This is a genomic window from Bacteroides sp. MSK.18.37, assembly GCF_019129155.2.
Lineage (GTDB): Bacteria > Bacteroidota > Bacteroidia > Bacteroidales > Bacteroidaceae > Bacteroides > Bacteroides ovatus.
Window position 1 is genome coordinate 107667 of sequence record NZ_JAHOIB020000001.1, and the last position, 16445, is coordinate 124111.

Genomic DNA, 16445 nt, shown 5'->3' on the forward strand with positions numbered 1-16445 from the left:
ATTTTAAAACACAAAACAGACTTAAATTATCGCATAAACAAAAAACAACGCATATGAAGAAGTTTTGGTTAGCATGTACAATGATTATTGCAATGGGTGTAAGCAGTTGTGTAGACAGTGACAAAGACTTATACCAGGAAGATCCAGGAACTGGTACTAATCCCTCTAGTTTCTCTACCGTACAAAAAGTACAAGTAGAAATTGACTATTCCGATTCTGAATCAAGAGTCCCTTTCTCCATTTATGATGGAAATCCATTAATTGAAGGTGAAAACACTATTGCCTTAAAAGAAAATGTTCAGGCATTAGACGGTGCATGGACAGACGAACAAGGTAAATTTACCGCAACGGTTGATTTGCCAGCTTATGTATCTGATGTATATATCGTTTCTACATCACCTTTCGCCAGACGAGCAATACCTGGGAAAATTGTTAATGGTGTTTTGAAAGTATCAGACACAGATGAGCAACCTACGACTAGAGCATCCTACAGAGAATCCACAAAATTTGATGAGAATAGATTTGATAATCTAGGATGGAAGACGAATCTAGGTAAATACGATGAGTACAGTGGAGTCATTTATTACGCTTATAAAGGTAAGGACCCTAAACTCACATTGAGTAAATCTGAAATGAATGAATTACGTACTACTGTAAATAAAGTATTGAATACTTTTAAAGATTGTCCTGAAGATTATCGTACTCAAGCAGATTTATATGTAGAGAAAGATGAAACAGCCGTAGTATTAACAGCATTGAAAGGTTGGACATGTTGGAACAGCTCATTAGGCTACTACTATTACCGAGCTGATCAGCTTCCTACTAGCCTGAAAGACGTAAAGGTATATGCTATATTCCCCAATACCCAAATGACGTGGAATAACGGGAGCCTCAAAGCTTCTCCTCAAGGTATAGAAGAAGGTACAGCTGTACAACTAAAATATTTTGATGATCCTGAACACCCGGAGGGGACGAACTTTCCCAAAGGATATAGCATCGGTTTTGTTCTCGCATGCAACGCATGGAACACTTATTTTACAGGTTTCAATAGCCATACTCTAACCTATGGATTTTATGCTTGCTCCACAAAAGGATTCAGCACAAAAGTTAATAGCGGTATAGATGTACGTACAGCTATGTTTAGAGATAAAAACAACAACATTGCTATTGCTTTTGAAGATTTCATGGACGACCAAAACTTTACAGATGTTGTGTTCTCATTAAAAGCTAATCCTGAAATAACCAATGTTCCTCCTGTAGATGAAGACTTGAATACAACCATCGAAAAAACCGGTGTATACGCATTTGAAGATGAATGGCCTAAAGCTGGTGATTATGACATGAATGACGTATTGGTTCAGTATACTTATCAAAAAGTTTTCAATATATACAATGAAATCTTAAGCGAGTCATTTACGTTTAAAACTTTATATAATAAGTATACAGTATTCACTAACGGATTAGGTTTCACCCTTTCAAATGCAGGAAATGCACAGTCAACCGAATACTTAATTAAGAAAGAAGGTGAAAAAGGGTTCACTGTAGCTTCGGGAACTGATAAATTTACCCGTGAAAGTAATGCAATCATATTGACTGATAATGTCAAAACAAACCCGAATGCCGAATATAAGGTAACGTTCAAATACGGAGATAAAAATTCAAATAAAAAACAGGAAACATCAATCGACGCATTCATTTATCGTCCCAGTAAAGAAGGTAATCGCTTGGAAATTCATTGCCCAATGCAAAAACCGACTTCCAAAGTCGACACTTCTTTCTTTGGACAAAACGATGACCGTTCCAAGCCCAATGAAGGTATTTATTATGTATCTAATCAAGAGAATATTTATCCTTTTGCATTCTATTTGGCAAATGCCAACGCTGATGATATTGCAGAATTAAAGAATTTCAATAAAAATGAGAAAAAGCCTATCAATGAAATCTATCCTAAATTTATAGATTGGGCTAAATATGGTACAAACTCCGATTGGTATAAGAAAAAATAAATACTTAATATACTAATACAAGAATAGCTGAAAGAGAGATTCTTTCAGCTATTCTTGTATATATCAAAGGATAAGAGTCAGACAATTAATAAATATTCGCCATACTGACTAAAGGTTCATACAGTTTCTCTATATCCTGCGAATCCATCTCTATTTGCACCTGATCGCCGGGCATTAATGTTTGCCCTTTAGGAGGCAAGTTCTCCCGGTCACGATGAACATTAATTATCACACAACGCTCAGGCAAACGGAGTTCATCTACTATTTTCCCGTCTAAATAAGAGCCGCTCATAATTTCTACAGACAATGTGTAACGCGATTCTTCCTTAAATGCAGGCGAATGAATCATATCGTCATATAAAATAACATTGAACGGTTTGATTTGAAGCATTTCCGTAAAGTAATAAGTTAACCCTCCTACAACAATAGAAGGATAAAAGACTTCCAAATGCCCCGTAATTTCAGTTATTAATACAATAGCTGTCAAAGGGGTACGGATTACTGCTACAAGGAATGCAGACATACAAATCAACATGATATAGCTAATATTCTCATAAGCAATAACATCCTGTTGAACCATAATTAATCCCACGATTTGTCCAAGAAGTCCTCCCGTCACCAGCGTCGGGATAAAACTTCCTCCCGGTAAACCCGAAGAAAAAGAAAAAGTGCTAAAAACAAAATGCAACAGCATCATGCCGACAATCCAGAGAATATGTGTGTCTGGACGCATAGCTTGTGATAACAAGAACTGCTCCCCTCCTCCGGTCAGATTAAACTCGGCCATAGAAATCAGAAAAGCTATAAAAAGCAAATACAACATCTTCACGTATTCCGGATGCTTAATAGCAGGGTAAATACGTTTCACCTGAAGAGTGGTGACAGAAAAGAACTTCCCAAAGACAGAAACCACTGCTGCCAACAAAAGGAAAAGTTTCACTTGGCCCCCAAAAGTCATTCCCGGTACAATAGCATCTATATGAAAATAAGGATTGATGGGGAAAATCCAACTGGCAACCCCTCCTGCCACAACTCCTGCCAAAAGCGTAGTAATAGCCGTTTTAGGCGCATCAAACCGCTCAATAGATTCAATAACCAACAATGAAGAAGCTAATGGGGCAGCAAAAGCCGCTGCCAATCCAGCACCAGCACCGGCAGACAATAATTGTTTCCGTTCGCCGCTAAGCACTCTTCCCCATTTAGAGACCAAATATCCCACATAAGAACCTATCTGCACGGAAGGTCCTTCACGCCCCAAAGACAATCCGGTACTTAATGCAAGTATTCCACCTACAAACTTTGCCACCAATTCCAGAAAAGGATGTTTATAATCAACCCGTCCATTGATAACTCCACGTGTTTGCGGAATACCCCCACCGGTAATAAGCGGCATTTTCTTTACCAACCAGGATACGAATACAAGTATTCCCCACATCAAAAGAAAAAGAGGTATGTACCAATACCATTTGGGACGAGAATCAAAGAAATCGTGACGGAGATTAAAGAAAAACTGTAATAGGTAATGATAAGGCACAGCCACAAGTCCTGTCAGTAATCCTACGAAGATACTGACAAAGTACAGTCGGGCATCAATCAACTTCAGTTTAAAAATGCGCCAACGACCTTTATCTTTTATCATTTTTATCAGTCGAAACATTCAGCCAGCCTTACATTGTTTTTATACGTAGGACATACAACAATCAAAACCCTGCTGTGGTTTTCAAACTAATGAAGATTTAATTTCTAATTATTTTCCCATCATATTCAAACGAAAGATAGCATGCACCATAAAGTAAGAACCCAGTGCATTATAATCAGTGTCACGAATGGCAGTAGCGGTTATCGTGCGAATCATAGAAATGTCCTGATGAAGAATATCATATATTTTGAAGCGGATTAGTAACTGTTTCCTCTTCAAAAAGGCTTTTGACAGCTGACAGTTCCACATGAAATTTGCTTTGGCATAACCCTCATAACCATATCCGGTACGAAGGAAATAAGTCAGGTCATTATATAACTCCATCCCCCAGGGAAGATAAAGCTGCAATTCAGTTCCTGCCTGATAATCAAAAGTTTCAGTACGTTTCTCCCGTACGTCATTATAAGAATTGTTATAAGTCAGGCCAACAAGCCCTGTAAGTTCCATTTGGCGGGTACGATAAGTAATCCGTAGACGTTCACGTCCCGTTAAATGCTGTACGGAAGTTTTCACCGGTTCTTCTTTATTCAAGGTTGTATAGCCATTCTGATTCCGGTATTGCAGATAGGAGTAAGTACGAAATATCCAGTTACGATTCTTAAAAGGGGTATTGAGAGAAAAAGAACCCATGGCCCGCCAATTACCATTCATATTGACCGGAGATGTAGTTCGTACACCGGTTTCACTATCATAAGTCACCTGATTAGTTACATTGTTAATGGTATTCTCGAACAAAGCGGTAGCTACCATATTTCGCTGATATTTGGTATTATAAGAATTGAAATTCAGCGTAAAAGTATTCATATATGAAGGCTTCAACGAAGGGTTTCCGACACGGATATTCAAAGGGTTGGTACGGTCGGTCACAGGTTGGAGATCACGTATATTAGGCTGTTTCCCTTTTCCCCTATACACAATTTGCAAACGGGTGCGTTTTGAAAACTTATAGCGGAAATTGACAGTAGGCGAAAAATTCATGACCGATCTTTCCAACTGATCTTCGGGAGCATCACTCAACAATGAATGGCTAACAGACTTTTGAGGTTCAAAATCAACACCAATATTATAATTATACTTCTTTTGTGAAGTACGTATGGCAAGGTTCACTAAGTGATTACTGTATTGATTTTCAAAACGGTTACTAGAGTCTTCATCAAAGTCAGGAGCAAACTCTTCCAGTTCCTTATCCCAGTCATAGACAAAACGATCCGAATTGTTCACTCTATACTGATAGCTGTAACGAAGTTGCAGGAAATGCCGCCACGGCAATGGTTCTACATACACCAGTTGCACCCGGTAATTATAGCCGTCAACATCATCCTCTATTTTCTGATTCTGAATCTTCTTCGTATTATTTTTGAAGTACCGGGTGGTGGAAAGGCTCTTTCGGTCTGTAGCTGAAGCATTAGTACCATAGTCTACCTTCAAAGCAACATTTCTCCCCAAACGACTCAATTTCCGGCTAAGTTGCAACATCATCGTCAGATTATACCGGGAATTATGATTGGTGCCGGAGGACTCTCTTTCATTCAACAAGACATCATTCCCCCACCCTTCCTGAAAGCCACTATTCTCTCTGTCATTGGCTGAGAAACGATATTGAGGACGGAAAATCAATGTAGTAACAGAATCCATTTTCCATTCAAGAGAAGCATTGGCTACCAGTTCGTGATTCTGTTGTCGGCTATGACTCGTGCCCAGATTGATTGATTTATCTTCCCGGAGAAAGTTGTCGACTGTGGTACGGCTATCTTCCAAACGATCGGTGCCGACATATTGAATATTTGAACGTAATTTAACGCGCTTCCAATCATAAGTCGCATTAAGCCCCAATGAGCGGGAGGTAGTCAGTCCCATCCGGCTACGGATATTGCCTGTTGAACTGGAAGATTCATTCTGTAATTCCGAGAATCCCTGGTTATTGGTATTATTCAGATTCCCGATAATGGTTAATTGAGAGTTTTCACGAAAACGGTTCAAGGTATTGGCTAATTCATAACGGTCTTTACTTCCATATCCTCCCATAAAATTCTCCATCCAGCCCCGTTTCATATTTTTTTTCACAGACAAGTCCAGAATCATCTCTTCCTCTCCGTCATCTATTCCCGTAAGACGTGCCAAATCCGATTGACGTTCATACGCTTTTAACTTCTCCACCATCTCCACAGGAAGATTTTTAAGAGCAGCTTTCGGATCATCAGAGAAAAACTCTTTACCGTCCACCAAAATCTTTTTTACTTCCTTGCCATGTATTAGCAACTTACCGTCTGCATCTATTTCACCTCCCGGAAGCTGTTTTACCAATTCTTCAAGCATTGAGCCTTCGGGAGTACGATAGGCAGAAGCGTTGAATACCGTTGTATCCCCCTCTGTCACCGCCATTGGAGCCTGCCCTACTACCACTGCTTCATCCAAAGCATAACTTTCCTGAGTCAGATTTATATCCCCCAATTCGTAAGAAGAGCTTTTGCTGGAAATGGAAATGGGATGAAAAACCTGCTTATATCCGACATATGACACCTGTAATAATAAAGACTTCGCTTTAATTGCATGATTAGGAATAGAAACGGAAAGTTGAAATTTACCGATAGCATCCGTAGCGCCGCCGCCCAACAATGTACTATCCGGTAAAGCTAAAAGCCGGACCGTAGCAAACGGTACCGGCTGATAGGTTTCAGTATCAATCACACGACCGGAAAAACGCTCTTTGCCGGACTGAGCAAAAACAGTCAAACTAATCAGTAACAAGACATAACAAGTAATCAAACGGTACTGAAAAGAATAAATATGGCTGTCTATGTTCAAATTGTGTTGATTTAGTAAAATAAAACTATAATAAAATAAACCTAATATTTATTTCTGGTCCGGACGTGGAGCGCGAGATCTTTGCCCCTGGTGATGTCCCTGTCCCGGTTTCTGTCCTTTTCTTCGGTCAAACTCTTTCTTAAACTTATTAGCATTCATCTTCTCCTGCTGATAAATCTTCAAAATCTGCTTCTGCGAAAGTATCTTGCTGAATTCATTGTAATACTTTTCACGAACATCCAGCATTTTACGGCTTTGAGTAAACTGGTTCCGTAACATGGTCGCAATCTCGTCATCAGTCATGGACGGACGTTCTTTCTTAGCGTCTGTGCCTTGTCCTTTAGTTTTCTCTGTTCTCGCCTTATGAGTCATCATACGACATTCACGCAATTCTTTCAGATACTTCTCGTATACCGGAGTAAATTTAGCTGCCGTTGCATCATCCAACATCAACGTATTTACTATTTGTTTAGTCTGCATCTGCACCATTTGTTCCGGTGTAGGACGCTGTTTTTTTTGTTTGTTATCCGTATTCTGTGCAGACAAAGTCATCTGGCTTCCCATCAGGAGAACGGCCATAATTACATAAATAAATTTAGTCTTCATAATCTTCACGTTTAAAATAATTAATTGAGTTACTTAATTCAAAAATATATCATTTTCAGAGAAGCTGACGAGCTCTTCCAACTCCTCATCTGATAGTTCTTTAATCCATTTATCTACCGGTTCCGTACCATTGGCTAATACTTTCGAAGAAGATGTTGTCACCTCATCTGCCTGTCGCAAAGACGGAACAAACAGAAATCCGACCCATACGGCTGCTATGGTAATCACCGTAGAAATAATCAGCTTCGTATGAGACTTCCGCTGTTGCTTCACTCCGGCACGTTCCATCACCTTTCGTTGCACGTCCTCGAAGAATCCATCGGGGGTACGGTAAGGTGTCCGTTTTCCAATATCATCAAAATCAAAATCCTTTTTCATCGTTCTATCTGTTTAATATATATTCCTTTATCTTCTCTTTCGCATAGTGGTAATTCACTTTTAGTGTATCCACTTTACTATCCAGTACACGGGCGATCTCTTCATATTCAAGTTCATCGTAATAACGCAAGTTGAATACCAGCCGTTGCTTTTCCGGCAGACTTAAAATAGCTTCCTGAAACTTTACTGCCAACTCATTTTCATAATCAATGTAATCGGAAGCCTTCAACTTGCCCATCAACTCTTCCTGAACATCTTCCGCAGAAACAACTCCTTCATCTTTACGTCCGTTGAGCAAGCGTAAACTCTCATTCGTTGCAATCCGGTAAATCCAGGTTGACAGTGAACTTTCTTCGCGAAACTGATCGATATGCCGGAATATCCGGATAAAGACTTCCTGAAGCACATCTTCCGCATCTTCATGAGATACGACCAGTCTACGGATATAATTATATATCGGTACCTGAAAAGAGTCCATCAACATCTTGAATCCCCGTTCGCGATTCGAGGCACAAGCTTCACGAATTTTATTCTCGTTTATCATCAATTCTTTTTCTGAGCTTTATTAGTTAGAACGAAGAAGAGCGGGGAAGTTAAATACGGGAATCCGCATTTTGCTTTTATTAACAAGAAAGAGTAAGAGAGAAGCTGCGCATAAGATATAAAAAGTGCCTCCATATCCTTTGTAAAGGCGATGAAGGCACTTTTAGTAGTTTATCTATAAGTTGTAAACAAGAAAATGATTACCAGAACTTATTGTGTTCCACACTATATTCAAAGCCCACGGCTTTCAACTGATTCACTAATTCATCCTTATCCACATTCATATCTTCACAAAGTTCGTCAAGTGAAGAATAACAATCACGTAACTTCATATTGATGACGCTGAACAACATCATCGGATCTTTTGGTAATTCCATAACATACAATCTTTTAAACCGGATGCAAAGGTACAGCAATCTCATTGAATGACAAAACAAATCAATCTCCTGTTTCTTCTATCTTCAAAGAGATCTTTTCTATCAGTTTACTGATTTCCTCTTCCAATGGGATCACGTTGAAGTCCTTCCAGAAGTTCTCATCATATTTGAAATAGGTGTCAGAGAAGATGGTACGGGTGGGCAATCTGTCTGTACGGGGAAATACGACCACTTGTTCGGTATCCACCTTGCAAGTAATCATCTCAAACCAGATATGAAGATCCCGGCTGCCGAACAGCATTTTTGCCCGTTTCACTTTGAAATGAAGATCTCCACGGATATGGTGTATGTAATAAGTCCCTTGCCACGGTTTATAAGAAATTGTATATACCACCTTTTGAGGAATCATTCGCACGTTACGCGTACGCCTTTCGACAAACATACCTGCCGCATTCTTCACATATACAGGATGAACTTCCAGACGGGCTTGCAATAGAGCACTTGTCTCGGAATCAAGAAATAGCTCTCCACAAAAAAGAGGTTCGCTGATTCCCTTTTTCTGCTCAAAATACACCACATTTACAAATCGGTCCTCTAAAAATGTTACTCCTTCTGAAGTATAGTCATAAATACCCTTCTCTACACTAGGAGTCAGGAACTCGGGCATATCTTTGATGATATCCATCTGGATACAAGCCTGAATTCCGGATTTTACTTTTACAAGCAAGCTGTCTTTTGCTTCTACATTACTTAGCCGACTCATCTTCAACAGCTTCACCTGATCCGGTACAGAAGAATATGAGGATGTCTTATAAACCTTAAACACAGCTTCCGACAAGTTTTGAAATTTGTTTTTCAACTGAACTCCTTCACGATAAAAAGTAGTCAGATATACCGGAGTATGCGAATAATTCTTATTCCGCCGCTCAATCATTTCACGCAAAAGTTTCTTTGGATCACTTCGACGAATCACCACTTCCTGCAAAGGGACAACTTTAGGTTCGAGACTAAGTATATTGTGCCGTCCAATCAGCAAAGCAAACTCTATGTCCTGTGAAAGATAACCTATATGAGAAAAAGTAATCGAATCATTTTTCAAAGAATCGGGTAAAGACAGTTTAAAATCTCCATTTTGATTCGTTATACTGCCAATAGATGTTCCTCGCACTCCAACAGTAGCAGAAGAGATAGGTATTCCTGTCTCCTTATCCAGCAAAGTACCGATAATGACAAAGTTTGTTATCTGTTCCGGAACAAAATCTTGTTGCACACGTACCTTTTTCTCCGAAGGGAGAGTAATCAGGATGTGAGTGCCCATCACCTGAAACTCCAGACTGGTATTTCCTACGATGTCATACACTGCCTGACGAATGGAACGTTCGCCTCCCTTTATCTTCACTACTGCATCATTATCAATGACTTTACTATCATAAATAAACATATATCCCGACTGTTGAGAGACATCACTCAACAATGAATAAACAGTACCTTTTATCTTGGGAAGTCTGACTATACGTTCCAGCACATCACTTCCATCCGCTCTCATCATATCGACGAAGAAGAAGAGTATCAGCAGAACGGACAGATAATGATAAGACTGTTTCATTTTTCCCAACTTTAATGAGTTCTATTCCGATAATAAAAGAATATCTCCTTGCCGGATACATTGCAGACCGAGCGCATTAGCTATCAGATTAGCTATAACTTCAGAAGATTCGTCAGAGAATTCGACAGTCAGCCGACGTTCCTCCAATGCCGGTGAGACAACTTGTATTTGCAAACTATCCGAATTCAAATTCATGACTTTCAGAATGTTCGCTAACGATTCATCTTTAAATCGTATATGCTTAAAGAAGCTCCCCCACTCTTCATTCTCCTTATCTGTATCCAAAACGACTAATCGTTGTGATCGCACTACTACCATTTCCCCCGCTTTTACATAACACTCCTGATTTCCTTTTTTTAGAGTAACCTTCACTATCCCTCTTTGTACGGATAAACGGAACGGAGCATTTTCATCACTTTGCACACTAAAAGCAGTACCTAGCACTTCAATCTTAGCTTGCTCCGTGTCAATCCAAAAGGGTTGTCCCTGCTTCTTTGCTACGTCAAAGAACGCATTTCCCTGTAGACTCACTTCCCGTTTATCAGCAATAAAATGTTTCGGATATAACAGGGAAGTTTCTTTTGCCAAGAGTACGACAGAACCGTCTTCGAGAGTCGTTGCCAAAGTGGAAACACCTTGATTTTCCTGTGTAAGAAGATGCTGTGCCAGTTCTTTATCAGAACCGGTCACCCAATACAAAGTTCCCCAAATGACGCCTATCAAAACGGCGGCAACTGCTCCGTACCTGATCCATTGTGAATATTTGCGTGTATGGTGGCCTTCATCCACTTTCGCAAGTAAACGGTCATTGTCCAAGCGATTATACAATCGATTCCACGCCTGATCTGTCTTTATTTTATAAATATCTGTTTTCATCACTTCATGTGAATATAAATTTCTACTTCTTCTCGTAATGTCCGGAGGGCTTTTGTCATTTCAGCCTCTACTGTCTTAACAGAAAGCGAAAGCTGCGTCGCTATCTCGACATATTTCCGCCCTTCCAGACGATGCATCTCGAAAATCCTCCGTCTGCGAACCGGCAGCTTTTCAAGGGTTCCATTTATGAATCTCTCCAATTCCTCATACTCCATCTGTTGATGAGGATCTGTTGACTGCTCTGGGTTGGAAGTAGTCAATACAGTTTCACGGTATCTGTTCCGAACTTCCTCGTGTTCGCAATACTGCAAAGATTGATTACGAGTCGCTCTATACAAGTAACTTTTAACGGACTGAAAGATCTGTAAGCGCTCCCTTTCTTTCCAAAGTACATAAAAAAGTTCCTCCACAATCTCTTCAGCCACTTCCATTTGCCCGATAATGCCTGCCGCATAACAGCAAAGAGGAAAATAGTAACGGCGAAAGAGTTCCTCAAACGCTTTTATGTCACCTCCCTTTATCTTTTTTAGTATGAGCAGTTCATCCAGCATACTTGCTTTTCTTTATGATTGACCTCAAATATAAGAAAACTATCCCTGTTTCAATTCGATTGCTTTTTTAATTTATCCACTGCGTGCTCCAAAGATTCCGTAGGTTCGATGATATTGTAGTTTCCCCAAAAGTCCGGACTCCAATATTCGTCTACTTTATCATAGAATATTTGATTCAAGCTGAAGGCTTCTTTGTTGGGAATAGTCTCCAACATTCCTTCTCTCTTGTCGGTCACGACCATTTCGGAAGCTACTGTATAGCTTGTGGAAAACAGTTTCTTCTTCCAGTCACATTTGAAACGGATTGTGTTGCTAATGTAATTCAGATAAGTTTTTCCATCCACATCTTTATAAGTGACCAGGTAGGACAGCTCTTGCGGCTTGAATCTTAAACCGAGAGGCTTTTTATATAGAATGGCAGTGGTTGCCTTCGATTTATCCTGCATGTCCAGACTCATCTCTATACGGGTAAATGACAAGCGTTCACGATCGATATATAATTTGCCATACAAGAGAGCATACATAAGGATTACCTTCGGGCGGAAATTAATAACATACTGCATACGGTTATCTATAAGCATGGATTCCGCCATCCAGAACTCATAATTATTCAATTCTTCCATATCGAGTAATGCTCCCTTGTTCTTCACAACATCCAAAGTGATGCTCAAGTTAGGGCCGCCAACAACCTTGACAGCTAATGTATCACTCGCTTTCTGGCTAAGCAGGCGACGTCCCTTCACCACCCTTACTTTGTCATAATTAGTATTTCTATTAGTGTAGGCTGTTTTGGACACATCGATCACAGCCTCCGATATACCGATATACCGACGCCCTTTCTGTACAGTCTCCCGATAAAATCCCGTCAGCATATCACGCTTATCACTATAATTTAGAGGAATCTTACTGATTGCCTTCTCTACAATCATACGTGGATTTTCAGCAAACACCACCACTTCATTCAGCAGGTTGGCATGAGGTGTCAGCCAAACCGTCAACTTAGAGGGTGTTTCTTTCTCCAGAGAGATATGATTATTTACATAACCTATATGTGAAATCTCCAGTTCGCGCAGCGCTTCTGTTTTTTTGATTTTCAAAGCAAATTCTCCTTCCGCATTCGTCACAGTGCCGATATTACTGCCATGCACAGATACATTTACGTTCTCCAGAGCTTTTTTATTTTGCTTGTCTTTCACCATACCAACGATTGTTAGATAATCTCCGGCATCTCCTTGCGCCCACACAGGAAAGCTACAAAGCAGCAAACAAACTGACAGCCATCCAACCAAGTGTTTTTCTACATTCTTCATACTGATGCTTTTTAAAGGTAAATAAATTACGTTTCTATTTATAAGAGCGCTCAGACTGGAAATACCCTACAGCTTTTACAAAAAAAAGAAAAAGAAATCATATTCCAATATTATATCCGGGAATTAATAGTAAATTTCCCGGCAGATTAATGATAAAAGCAATCGCCATGATACGCAAATTAGACAAGACCGAATATGACCGGGCTACCTCATTAGCATTGGAGGTATATATACAATGTGGAGCGGAAGACTTCGATGAAGAAGGTTTGAATTCATTCAAAAGTTTTATCTTTAGTGAGCAACTTATGAATGAATTAGTGATTTACGGGGCTTTTGACAATGAAAATCTAGTAGGCATTATGGGAACGAAGAATGAAGGGAAGCATCTATCCCTGTTCTTCATCGGAAAAGAACACCACCGTAAAGGCATCGGCAAACAATTATTCAATTTTGCAATCAAGCATTGCCCGGTAAATGAAATGACGGTTAATTCATCCACATACGCTATTCCTTTTTATCAAAGTCTGGGCTTCGATAAAATTGCCGGGAAACAATGTACCAATGGGATAACATATACTCCGATGAAATTTACGATAAGCAACTTCAAAGAATAATTCCCGGTAATCACTGATATAATTGTTAATTATGCTTGTGAATATGTATTTCATATAAAAATAGTTTCTACCTTTGCGGCCGTTATGATGAAGTACATATTTTGTATACTATTAGGCGTATTTCTGTGTTGGGGATTCCATCTGATTTTCAACGAAGCACAAGAGGCATACCGGTTAGAAGCCGGTAGTAACGGCATACAAACCTATTCCTATTCATATACCTCTAAAGCTAGCATTATACAACTGGATCAAGAACAGAAACTAGTCAAGACAAAAGAATACGCCGGAAAGCAAAATTACAATAACGATAACGGCGTTTTAAATCCATTTTCCTTCCGCCACCTCTCTCCCTTAAAAATACTAAGATTCAATATTCCTTCTGTCACTATCCGCATACTAAGCTCGCTAAAGATTCAACTTCCTAAAAATCAATGGACAGGTTTTTCATATTATACCAATCTTTTTAAATATTCCGATAGATATCATATCTATTCATTAGGACACATACTCATTTAGCCATTTTATATCTTTTTTCGGCATAGGACAATTCAAGTCTTTTATGCCCCACTTTCTGTTTGCCTCCACCATTTGAGTGAAAAAAGAATTCACTATGGTCTGGAAGCCTATAACATTCTTTCATTACAATAATAACCAAAGTATATAAAATGGACTTTTTATTGGATTTTATACTTCATATCGATCAATATATGGTGATGATTGTGCGTGATTATCATGCCTGGACATACGCCATCTTGTTTTCTATCATCTTCTGTGAAACCGGATTAGTGGTCACTCCTTTTCTTCCCGGTGATTCTTTACTCTTCGTTGCAGGAGCCATTTCAGCATTACCCGATATGCCCATCAGCGTGCATATACTTGTCATTATCTTATTTGCTGCTGCCGTATTAGGCGATTCCTGCAATTACATGATAGGACATTTCTTCGGCCGAAAGCTGTTTAATAACCCCAACTCCAGGATATTCAAACAAAGTTATCTGGAGAAAACACACGAGTTCTATAAAAAGTATGGTGGGAAAACAATTATTCTAGCCAGATTTGTCCCGATAGTACGCACATTTGCACCTTTCGTAGCAGGAATGGGAAAGATGAATTACTACTATTTTATGATGTATAATTTAGTTGGTGGTGCGCTCTGGGTTGCCGTATTCTGTTATGCTGGTTATTTCTTCGGCGACCTTCCGTTTGTGCAGGAAAACCTGAAATTACTGATTGTAGCCATCATATTTATCTCTGTATTGCCTGCCATTATAGAGGTAGTACGTGCCAAACTAAAATCTTAAAAACAGCAAACTATAATCTGTATTCATTTGTTACTAATATAAATAGAGAAGAAAAAAACAATTTAAAGTTTTTACACTTATGAAAAATTCTTTTTTTAGCCAGTTTACTCCAAAGGAGCCCAAATTTTTCCCTTTACTGAAACAGCTATCAGAAGTGCTCTGCGAAGCATCAGTTGTTTTAATAGAAAGCTTGCAACATGACTCACCTACAGAACGTTCGGACTACTACAAAAAAATCAAAGACCTAGAACGGGAAGGCGACAGACTGACACACCTGATTTTTGATGAATTAGGTACTACCTTTATCACTCCTTTCGACCGCGAAGATATTCATGACTTAGCTTCCTGCATGGATGACGTCATTGACGGAATAAACAGTTGTGCCAAACGAATCTCTATTTACAATCCCCGTCCTATTTCAGAGAATGGCAAAGAGTTGAGCCGTTTGATTCAGGAGGAAGCGATCTATATATGCAAAGCCATGGACGAACTCGAAACATTCCGTAAGAAACCGACTCTTCTCCGTGAATACTGTTCCAAACTGCATGAAATCGAGAACCAGGCGGATGATGTATACGAATTCTTTATCACCAAACTTTTCGAAGAGGAAAAAGATTGCATTGAACTTATCAAAATAAAGGAGATCATGCATGAACTGGAAAAAACGACCGATGCCGCAGAGCATGTAGGTAAGATTCTCAAAAACCTGATTGTAAAGTACGCATAAAGCAAGCCGGAACACATGGAATTATTAGTAACTATCATCATTCTGGCTCTGATATTCGATTATATCAACGGCTTTCACGATGCAGCAAACTCAATAGCTACCATCGTATCTACCAGGGTGCTTACTCCCTTTCAAGCTGTAATATGGGCTGCTTTCTTCAACTTCGTAGCCTTCTTCATTGCCAAATATATAATAGGTGGATTCGGTATCGCCAATACAGTATCCAAGACTGTGGTAGAGCAATATATCACCCTGCCCATTATATTAGCAGGAATTATAGCGGCTATCACTTGGAACCTGGTTACCTGGTGGAAAGGGATTCCGTCTTCTTCCTCACACACCCTTATCGGAGGGTTTGCAGGAGCTGCCATTATGGCAAACGGATTTGAAGCAATTCAGCTTAACATCATTCTTAAAATTGCAGCCTTTATCTTTCTGGCTCCTTTTATCGGAATGGTCATTGCTTTTGGTTTCACCCTGTTTGTCCTCTACATCTGCCGACGCGCACATCCTCACACAGCCGAGCAATGGTTCAAGAGGTTACAACTCGTATCCTCCGCCCTCTTCAGCGTCGGACATGGCTTGAACGATTCACAGAAAGTAATGGGTATTATTGCCGCTGCCATGATAGCCGGCCATTCAATGGGATTGGGCATGGGTATCAACAGCATCAATGACCTTCCCGACTGGGTTGCTTTTTCGTGCTTCACAGCAATTTCACTCGGTACGATGTCCGGTGGCTGGAAAATAGTGAAAACAATGGGAACAAAAATTACCAAAGTAACCCCATTGGAAGGAGTGATTGCCGAAACAGCAGGTGCTTTCACTCTCTACATTACGGAAATGTTGAAAATCCCCGTTAGTACTACACATACTATCACAGGAGCGATTATTGGAGTAGGTGCAACTAAACGCCTCTCTGCCGTTCGTTGGGGAGTAACCCAAAGCCTCATGACTGCCTGGATTCTTACAATTCCAGTCAGTGGACTCTTAGCTGCAGCTATTTATTATATTGTTTCCATCTTTTTATAGATGGAAACATATTA

The 16445-nt window shown here is 39.7% G+C and carries 16 protein-coding genes; 6 read left to right on the plus strand and 10 right to left on the minus strand.

The features are described from left to right. Positions 1-53: 53 nt before the first annotated feature. Positions 54-2006 (plus strand): LruC domain-containing protein, encoded by a 1953-nt coding sequence (locus KSX81_RS00380; protein WP_004312484.1) that lies wholly within the window; start codon positions 54-56, stop codon positions 2004-2006. An 85-nt stretch (positions 2007-2091) separates the two neighbouring features. Here the strand turns inward: KSX81_RS00380 and KSX81_RS00385 are convergent, their stop codons facing one another. The 10 genes from KSX81_RS00385 to KSX81_RS00430 form a co-directional block, all read right to left on the minus strand. After that, positions 2092-3663, minus strand: a complete 1572-nt coding sequence (locus KSX81_RS00385; protein ID WP_004319865.1) for a ClC family H(+)/Cl(-) exchange transporter — start codon at positions 3661-3663, stop codon at positions 2092-2094. 90 nt (positions 3664-3753) lie between these two features. Continuing rightward, positions 3754-6510 carry an outer membrane beta-barrel protein gene (locus KSX81_RS00390; RefSeq protein ID WP_004319867.1) on the minus strand — a complete coding sequence of 919 codons (2757 nt, stop codon included), beginning with the start codon at positions 6508-6510 and terminating at the stop codon, positions 3754-3756. A gap of 48 nt (positions 6511-6558) precedes the next feature. Then, positions 6559-7116 (minus strand): hypothetical protein, encoded by a 558-nt coding sequence (locus KSX81_RS00395; RefSeq protein ID WP_004319869.1) that lies wholly within the window; start codon positions 7114-7116, stop codon positions 6559-6561. 33 nt (positions 7117-7149) lie between these two features. Next, positions 7150-7494, minus strand: a complete 345-nt coding sequence (locus tag KSX81_RS00400; RefSeq protein WP_004316888.1) for a hypothetical protein — start codon at positions 7492-7494, stop codon at positions 7150-7152. Between the two features lie 4 nt (positions 7495-7498). Further along, a complete protein-coding gene (locus tag KSX81_RS00405) occupies positions 7499-8038 on the minus strand; it encodes an RNA polymerase sigma factor (RefSeq protein ID WP_060451175.1) in 540 nt (179 codons plus the stop codon). Positions 8039-8237: 199 nt separating this feature from the next. Next, positions 8238-8414 (minus strand): DUF4250 domain-containing protein, encoded by a 177-nt coding sequence (locus KSX81_RS00410; protein ID WP_004302174.1) that lies wholly within the window; start codon positions 8412-8414, stop codon positions 8238-8240. A 61-nt stretch (positions 8415-8475) separates the two neighbouring features. After that, positions 8476-10020 carry a carboxypeptidase-like regulatory domain-containing protein gene (locus KSX81_RS00415; protein ID WP_217725662.1) on the minus strand — a complete coding sequence of 515 codons (1545 nt, stop codon included), beginning with the start codon at positions 10018-10020 and terminating at the stop codon, positions 8476-8478. 21 nt (positions 10021-10041) lie between these two features. Next, positions 10042-10896: a FecR family protein gene (locus tag KSX81_RS00420; protein WP_004305691.1), complete on the minus strand. Its 855-nt coding sequence runs from the start codon at positions 10894-10896 to the stop codon at positions 10042-10044. After that, positions 10896-11447: an RNA polymerase sigma-70 factor gene (locus KSX81_RS00425; protein ID WP_004319876.1), complete on the minus strand. Its 552-nt coding sequence runs from the start codon at positions 11445-11447 to the stop codon at positions 10896-10898. Before KSX81_RS00425 ends, KSX81_RS00420 begins: the two co-directional genes overlap by 1 nt. A gap of 50 nt (positions 11448-11497) precedes the next feature. Continuing rightward, entirely contained in the window at positions 11498-12757 is a 1260-nt protein-coding gene (locus KSX81_RS00430) for a carboxypeptidase-like regulatory domain-containing protein (RefSeq protein WP_004319878.1), read from the minus strand. Between the two features lie 167 nt (positions 12758-12924). Here KSX81_RS00430 and KSX81_RS00435 point away from each other — a divergent pair, with 167 nt between their 5' ends. From KSX81_RS00435 to KSX81_RS00455, 5 genes are all read left to right on the plus strand, one after another. After that, the gene (locus tag KSX81_RS00435; protein ID WP_032843206.1) at positions 12925-13371 is read left to right on the plus strand and encodes a GNAT family N-acetyltransferase; all 447 of its coding nucleotides are present in this window, start codon (positions 12925-12927) and stop codon (positions 13369-13371) included. An 84-nt stretch (positions 13372-13455) separates the two neighbouring features. Continuing rightward, the gene (locus tag KSX81_RS00440) at positions 13456-13887 is read left to right on the plus strand and encodes a hypothetical protein (RefSeq protein WP_004302168.1); all 432 of its coding nucleotides are present in this window, start codon (positions 13456-13458) and stop codon (positions 13885-13887) included. A 149-nt stretch (positions 13888-14036) separates the two neighbouring features. Then, positions 14037-14672 carry a DedA family protein gene (locus tag KSX81_RS00445; protein WP_004302163.1) on the plus strand — a complete coding sequence of 212 codons (636 nt, stop codon included), beginning with the start codon at positions 14037-14039 and terminating at the stop codon, positions 14670-14672. A gap of 79 nt (positions 14673-14751) precedes the next feature. Further along, the gene (locus KSX81_RS00450; protein WP_004302161.1) at positions 14752-15399 is read left to right on the plus strand and encodes a DUF47 domain-containing protein; all 648 of its coding nucleotides are present in this window, start codon (positions 14752-14754) and stop codon (positions 15397-15399) included. A 15-nt stretch (positions 15400-15414) separates the two neighbouring features. Continuing rightward, positions 15415-16431, plus strand: a complete 1017-nt coding sequence (locus tag KSX81_RS00455) for an inorganic phosphate transporter (RefSeq protein ID WP_004302159.1) — start codon at positions 15415-15417, stop codon at positions 16429-16431. The last annotated feature ends 14 nt before the right edge of the window (positions 16432-16445 follow it).

Excerpts from the sequence above, each read along its gene's own strand:
- KSX81_RS00380 (WP_004312484.1), top strand. The coding sequence starts at position 54 with ATGAAGAAGTTTTGGTTAGCATGTACAATGATTATTGCAATGGGTGTA.
- KSX81_RS00385 (WP_004319865.1), bottom strand. The coding sequence starts at position 3,663 with ATGTTTCGACTGATAAAAATGATAAAAGATAAAGGTCGTTGGCGCATT.
- KSX81_RS00395 (WP_004319869.1), bottom strand. The coding sequence starts at position 7,116 with ATGAAGACTAAATTTATTTATGTAATTATGGCCGTTCTCCTGATGGGA.
- KSX81_RS00400 (WP_004316888.1), bottom strand. The coding sequence starts at position 7,494 with ATGAAAAAGGATTTTGATTTTGATGATATTGGAAAACGGACACCTTAC.
- KSX81_RS00405 (WP_060451175.1), bottom strand. The coding sequence starts at position 8,038 with ATGATAAACGAGAATAAAATTCGTGAAGCTTGTGCCTCGAATCGCGAA.
- KSX81_RS00410 (WP_004302174.1), bottom strand. The coding sequence starts at position 8,414 with ATGGAATTACCAAAAGATCCGATGATGTTGTTCAGCGTCATCAATATG.
- KSX81_RS00415 (WP_217725662.1), bottom strand. The coding sequence starts at position 10,020 with ATGAAACAGTCTTATCATTATCTGTCCGTTCTGCTGATACTCTTCTTC.
- KSX81_RS00420 (WP_004305691.1), bottom strand. The coding sequence starts at position 10,896 with ATGAAAACAGATATTTATAAAATAAAGACAGATCAGGCGTGGAATCGA.
- KSX81_RS00425 (WP_004319876.1), bottom strand. The coding sequence starts at position 11,447 with ATGCTGGATGAACTGCTCATACTAAAAAAGATAAAGGGAGGTGACATA.
- KSX81_RS00430 (WP_004319878.1), bottom strand. The coding sequence starts at position 12,757 with ATGAAGAATGTAGAAAAACACTTGGTTGGATGGCTGTCAGTTTGTTTG.
- KSX81_RS00435 (WP_032843206.1), top strand. The coding sequence starts at position 12,925 with ATGATACGCAAATTAGACAAGACCGAATATGACCGGGCTACCTCATTA.
- KSX81_RS00440 (WP_004302168.1), top strand. The coding sequence starts at position 13,456 with ATGATGAAGTACATATTTTGTATACTATTAGGCGTATTTCTGTGTTGG.
- KSX81_RS00445 (WP_004302163.1), top strand. The coding sequence starts at position 14,037 with ATGGACTTTTTATTGGATTTTATACTTCATATCGATCAATATATGGTG.
- KSX81_RS00450 (WP_004302161.1), top strand. The coding sequence starts at position 14,752 with ATGAAAAATTCTTTTTTTAGCCAGTTTACTCCAAAGGAGCCCAAATTT.
- KSX81_RS00455 (WP_004302159.1), top strand. The coding sequence starts at position 15,415 with ATGGAATTATTAGTAACTATCATCATTCTGGCTCTGATATTCGATTAT.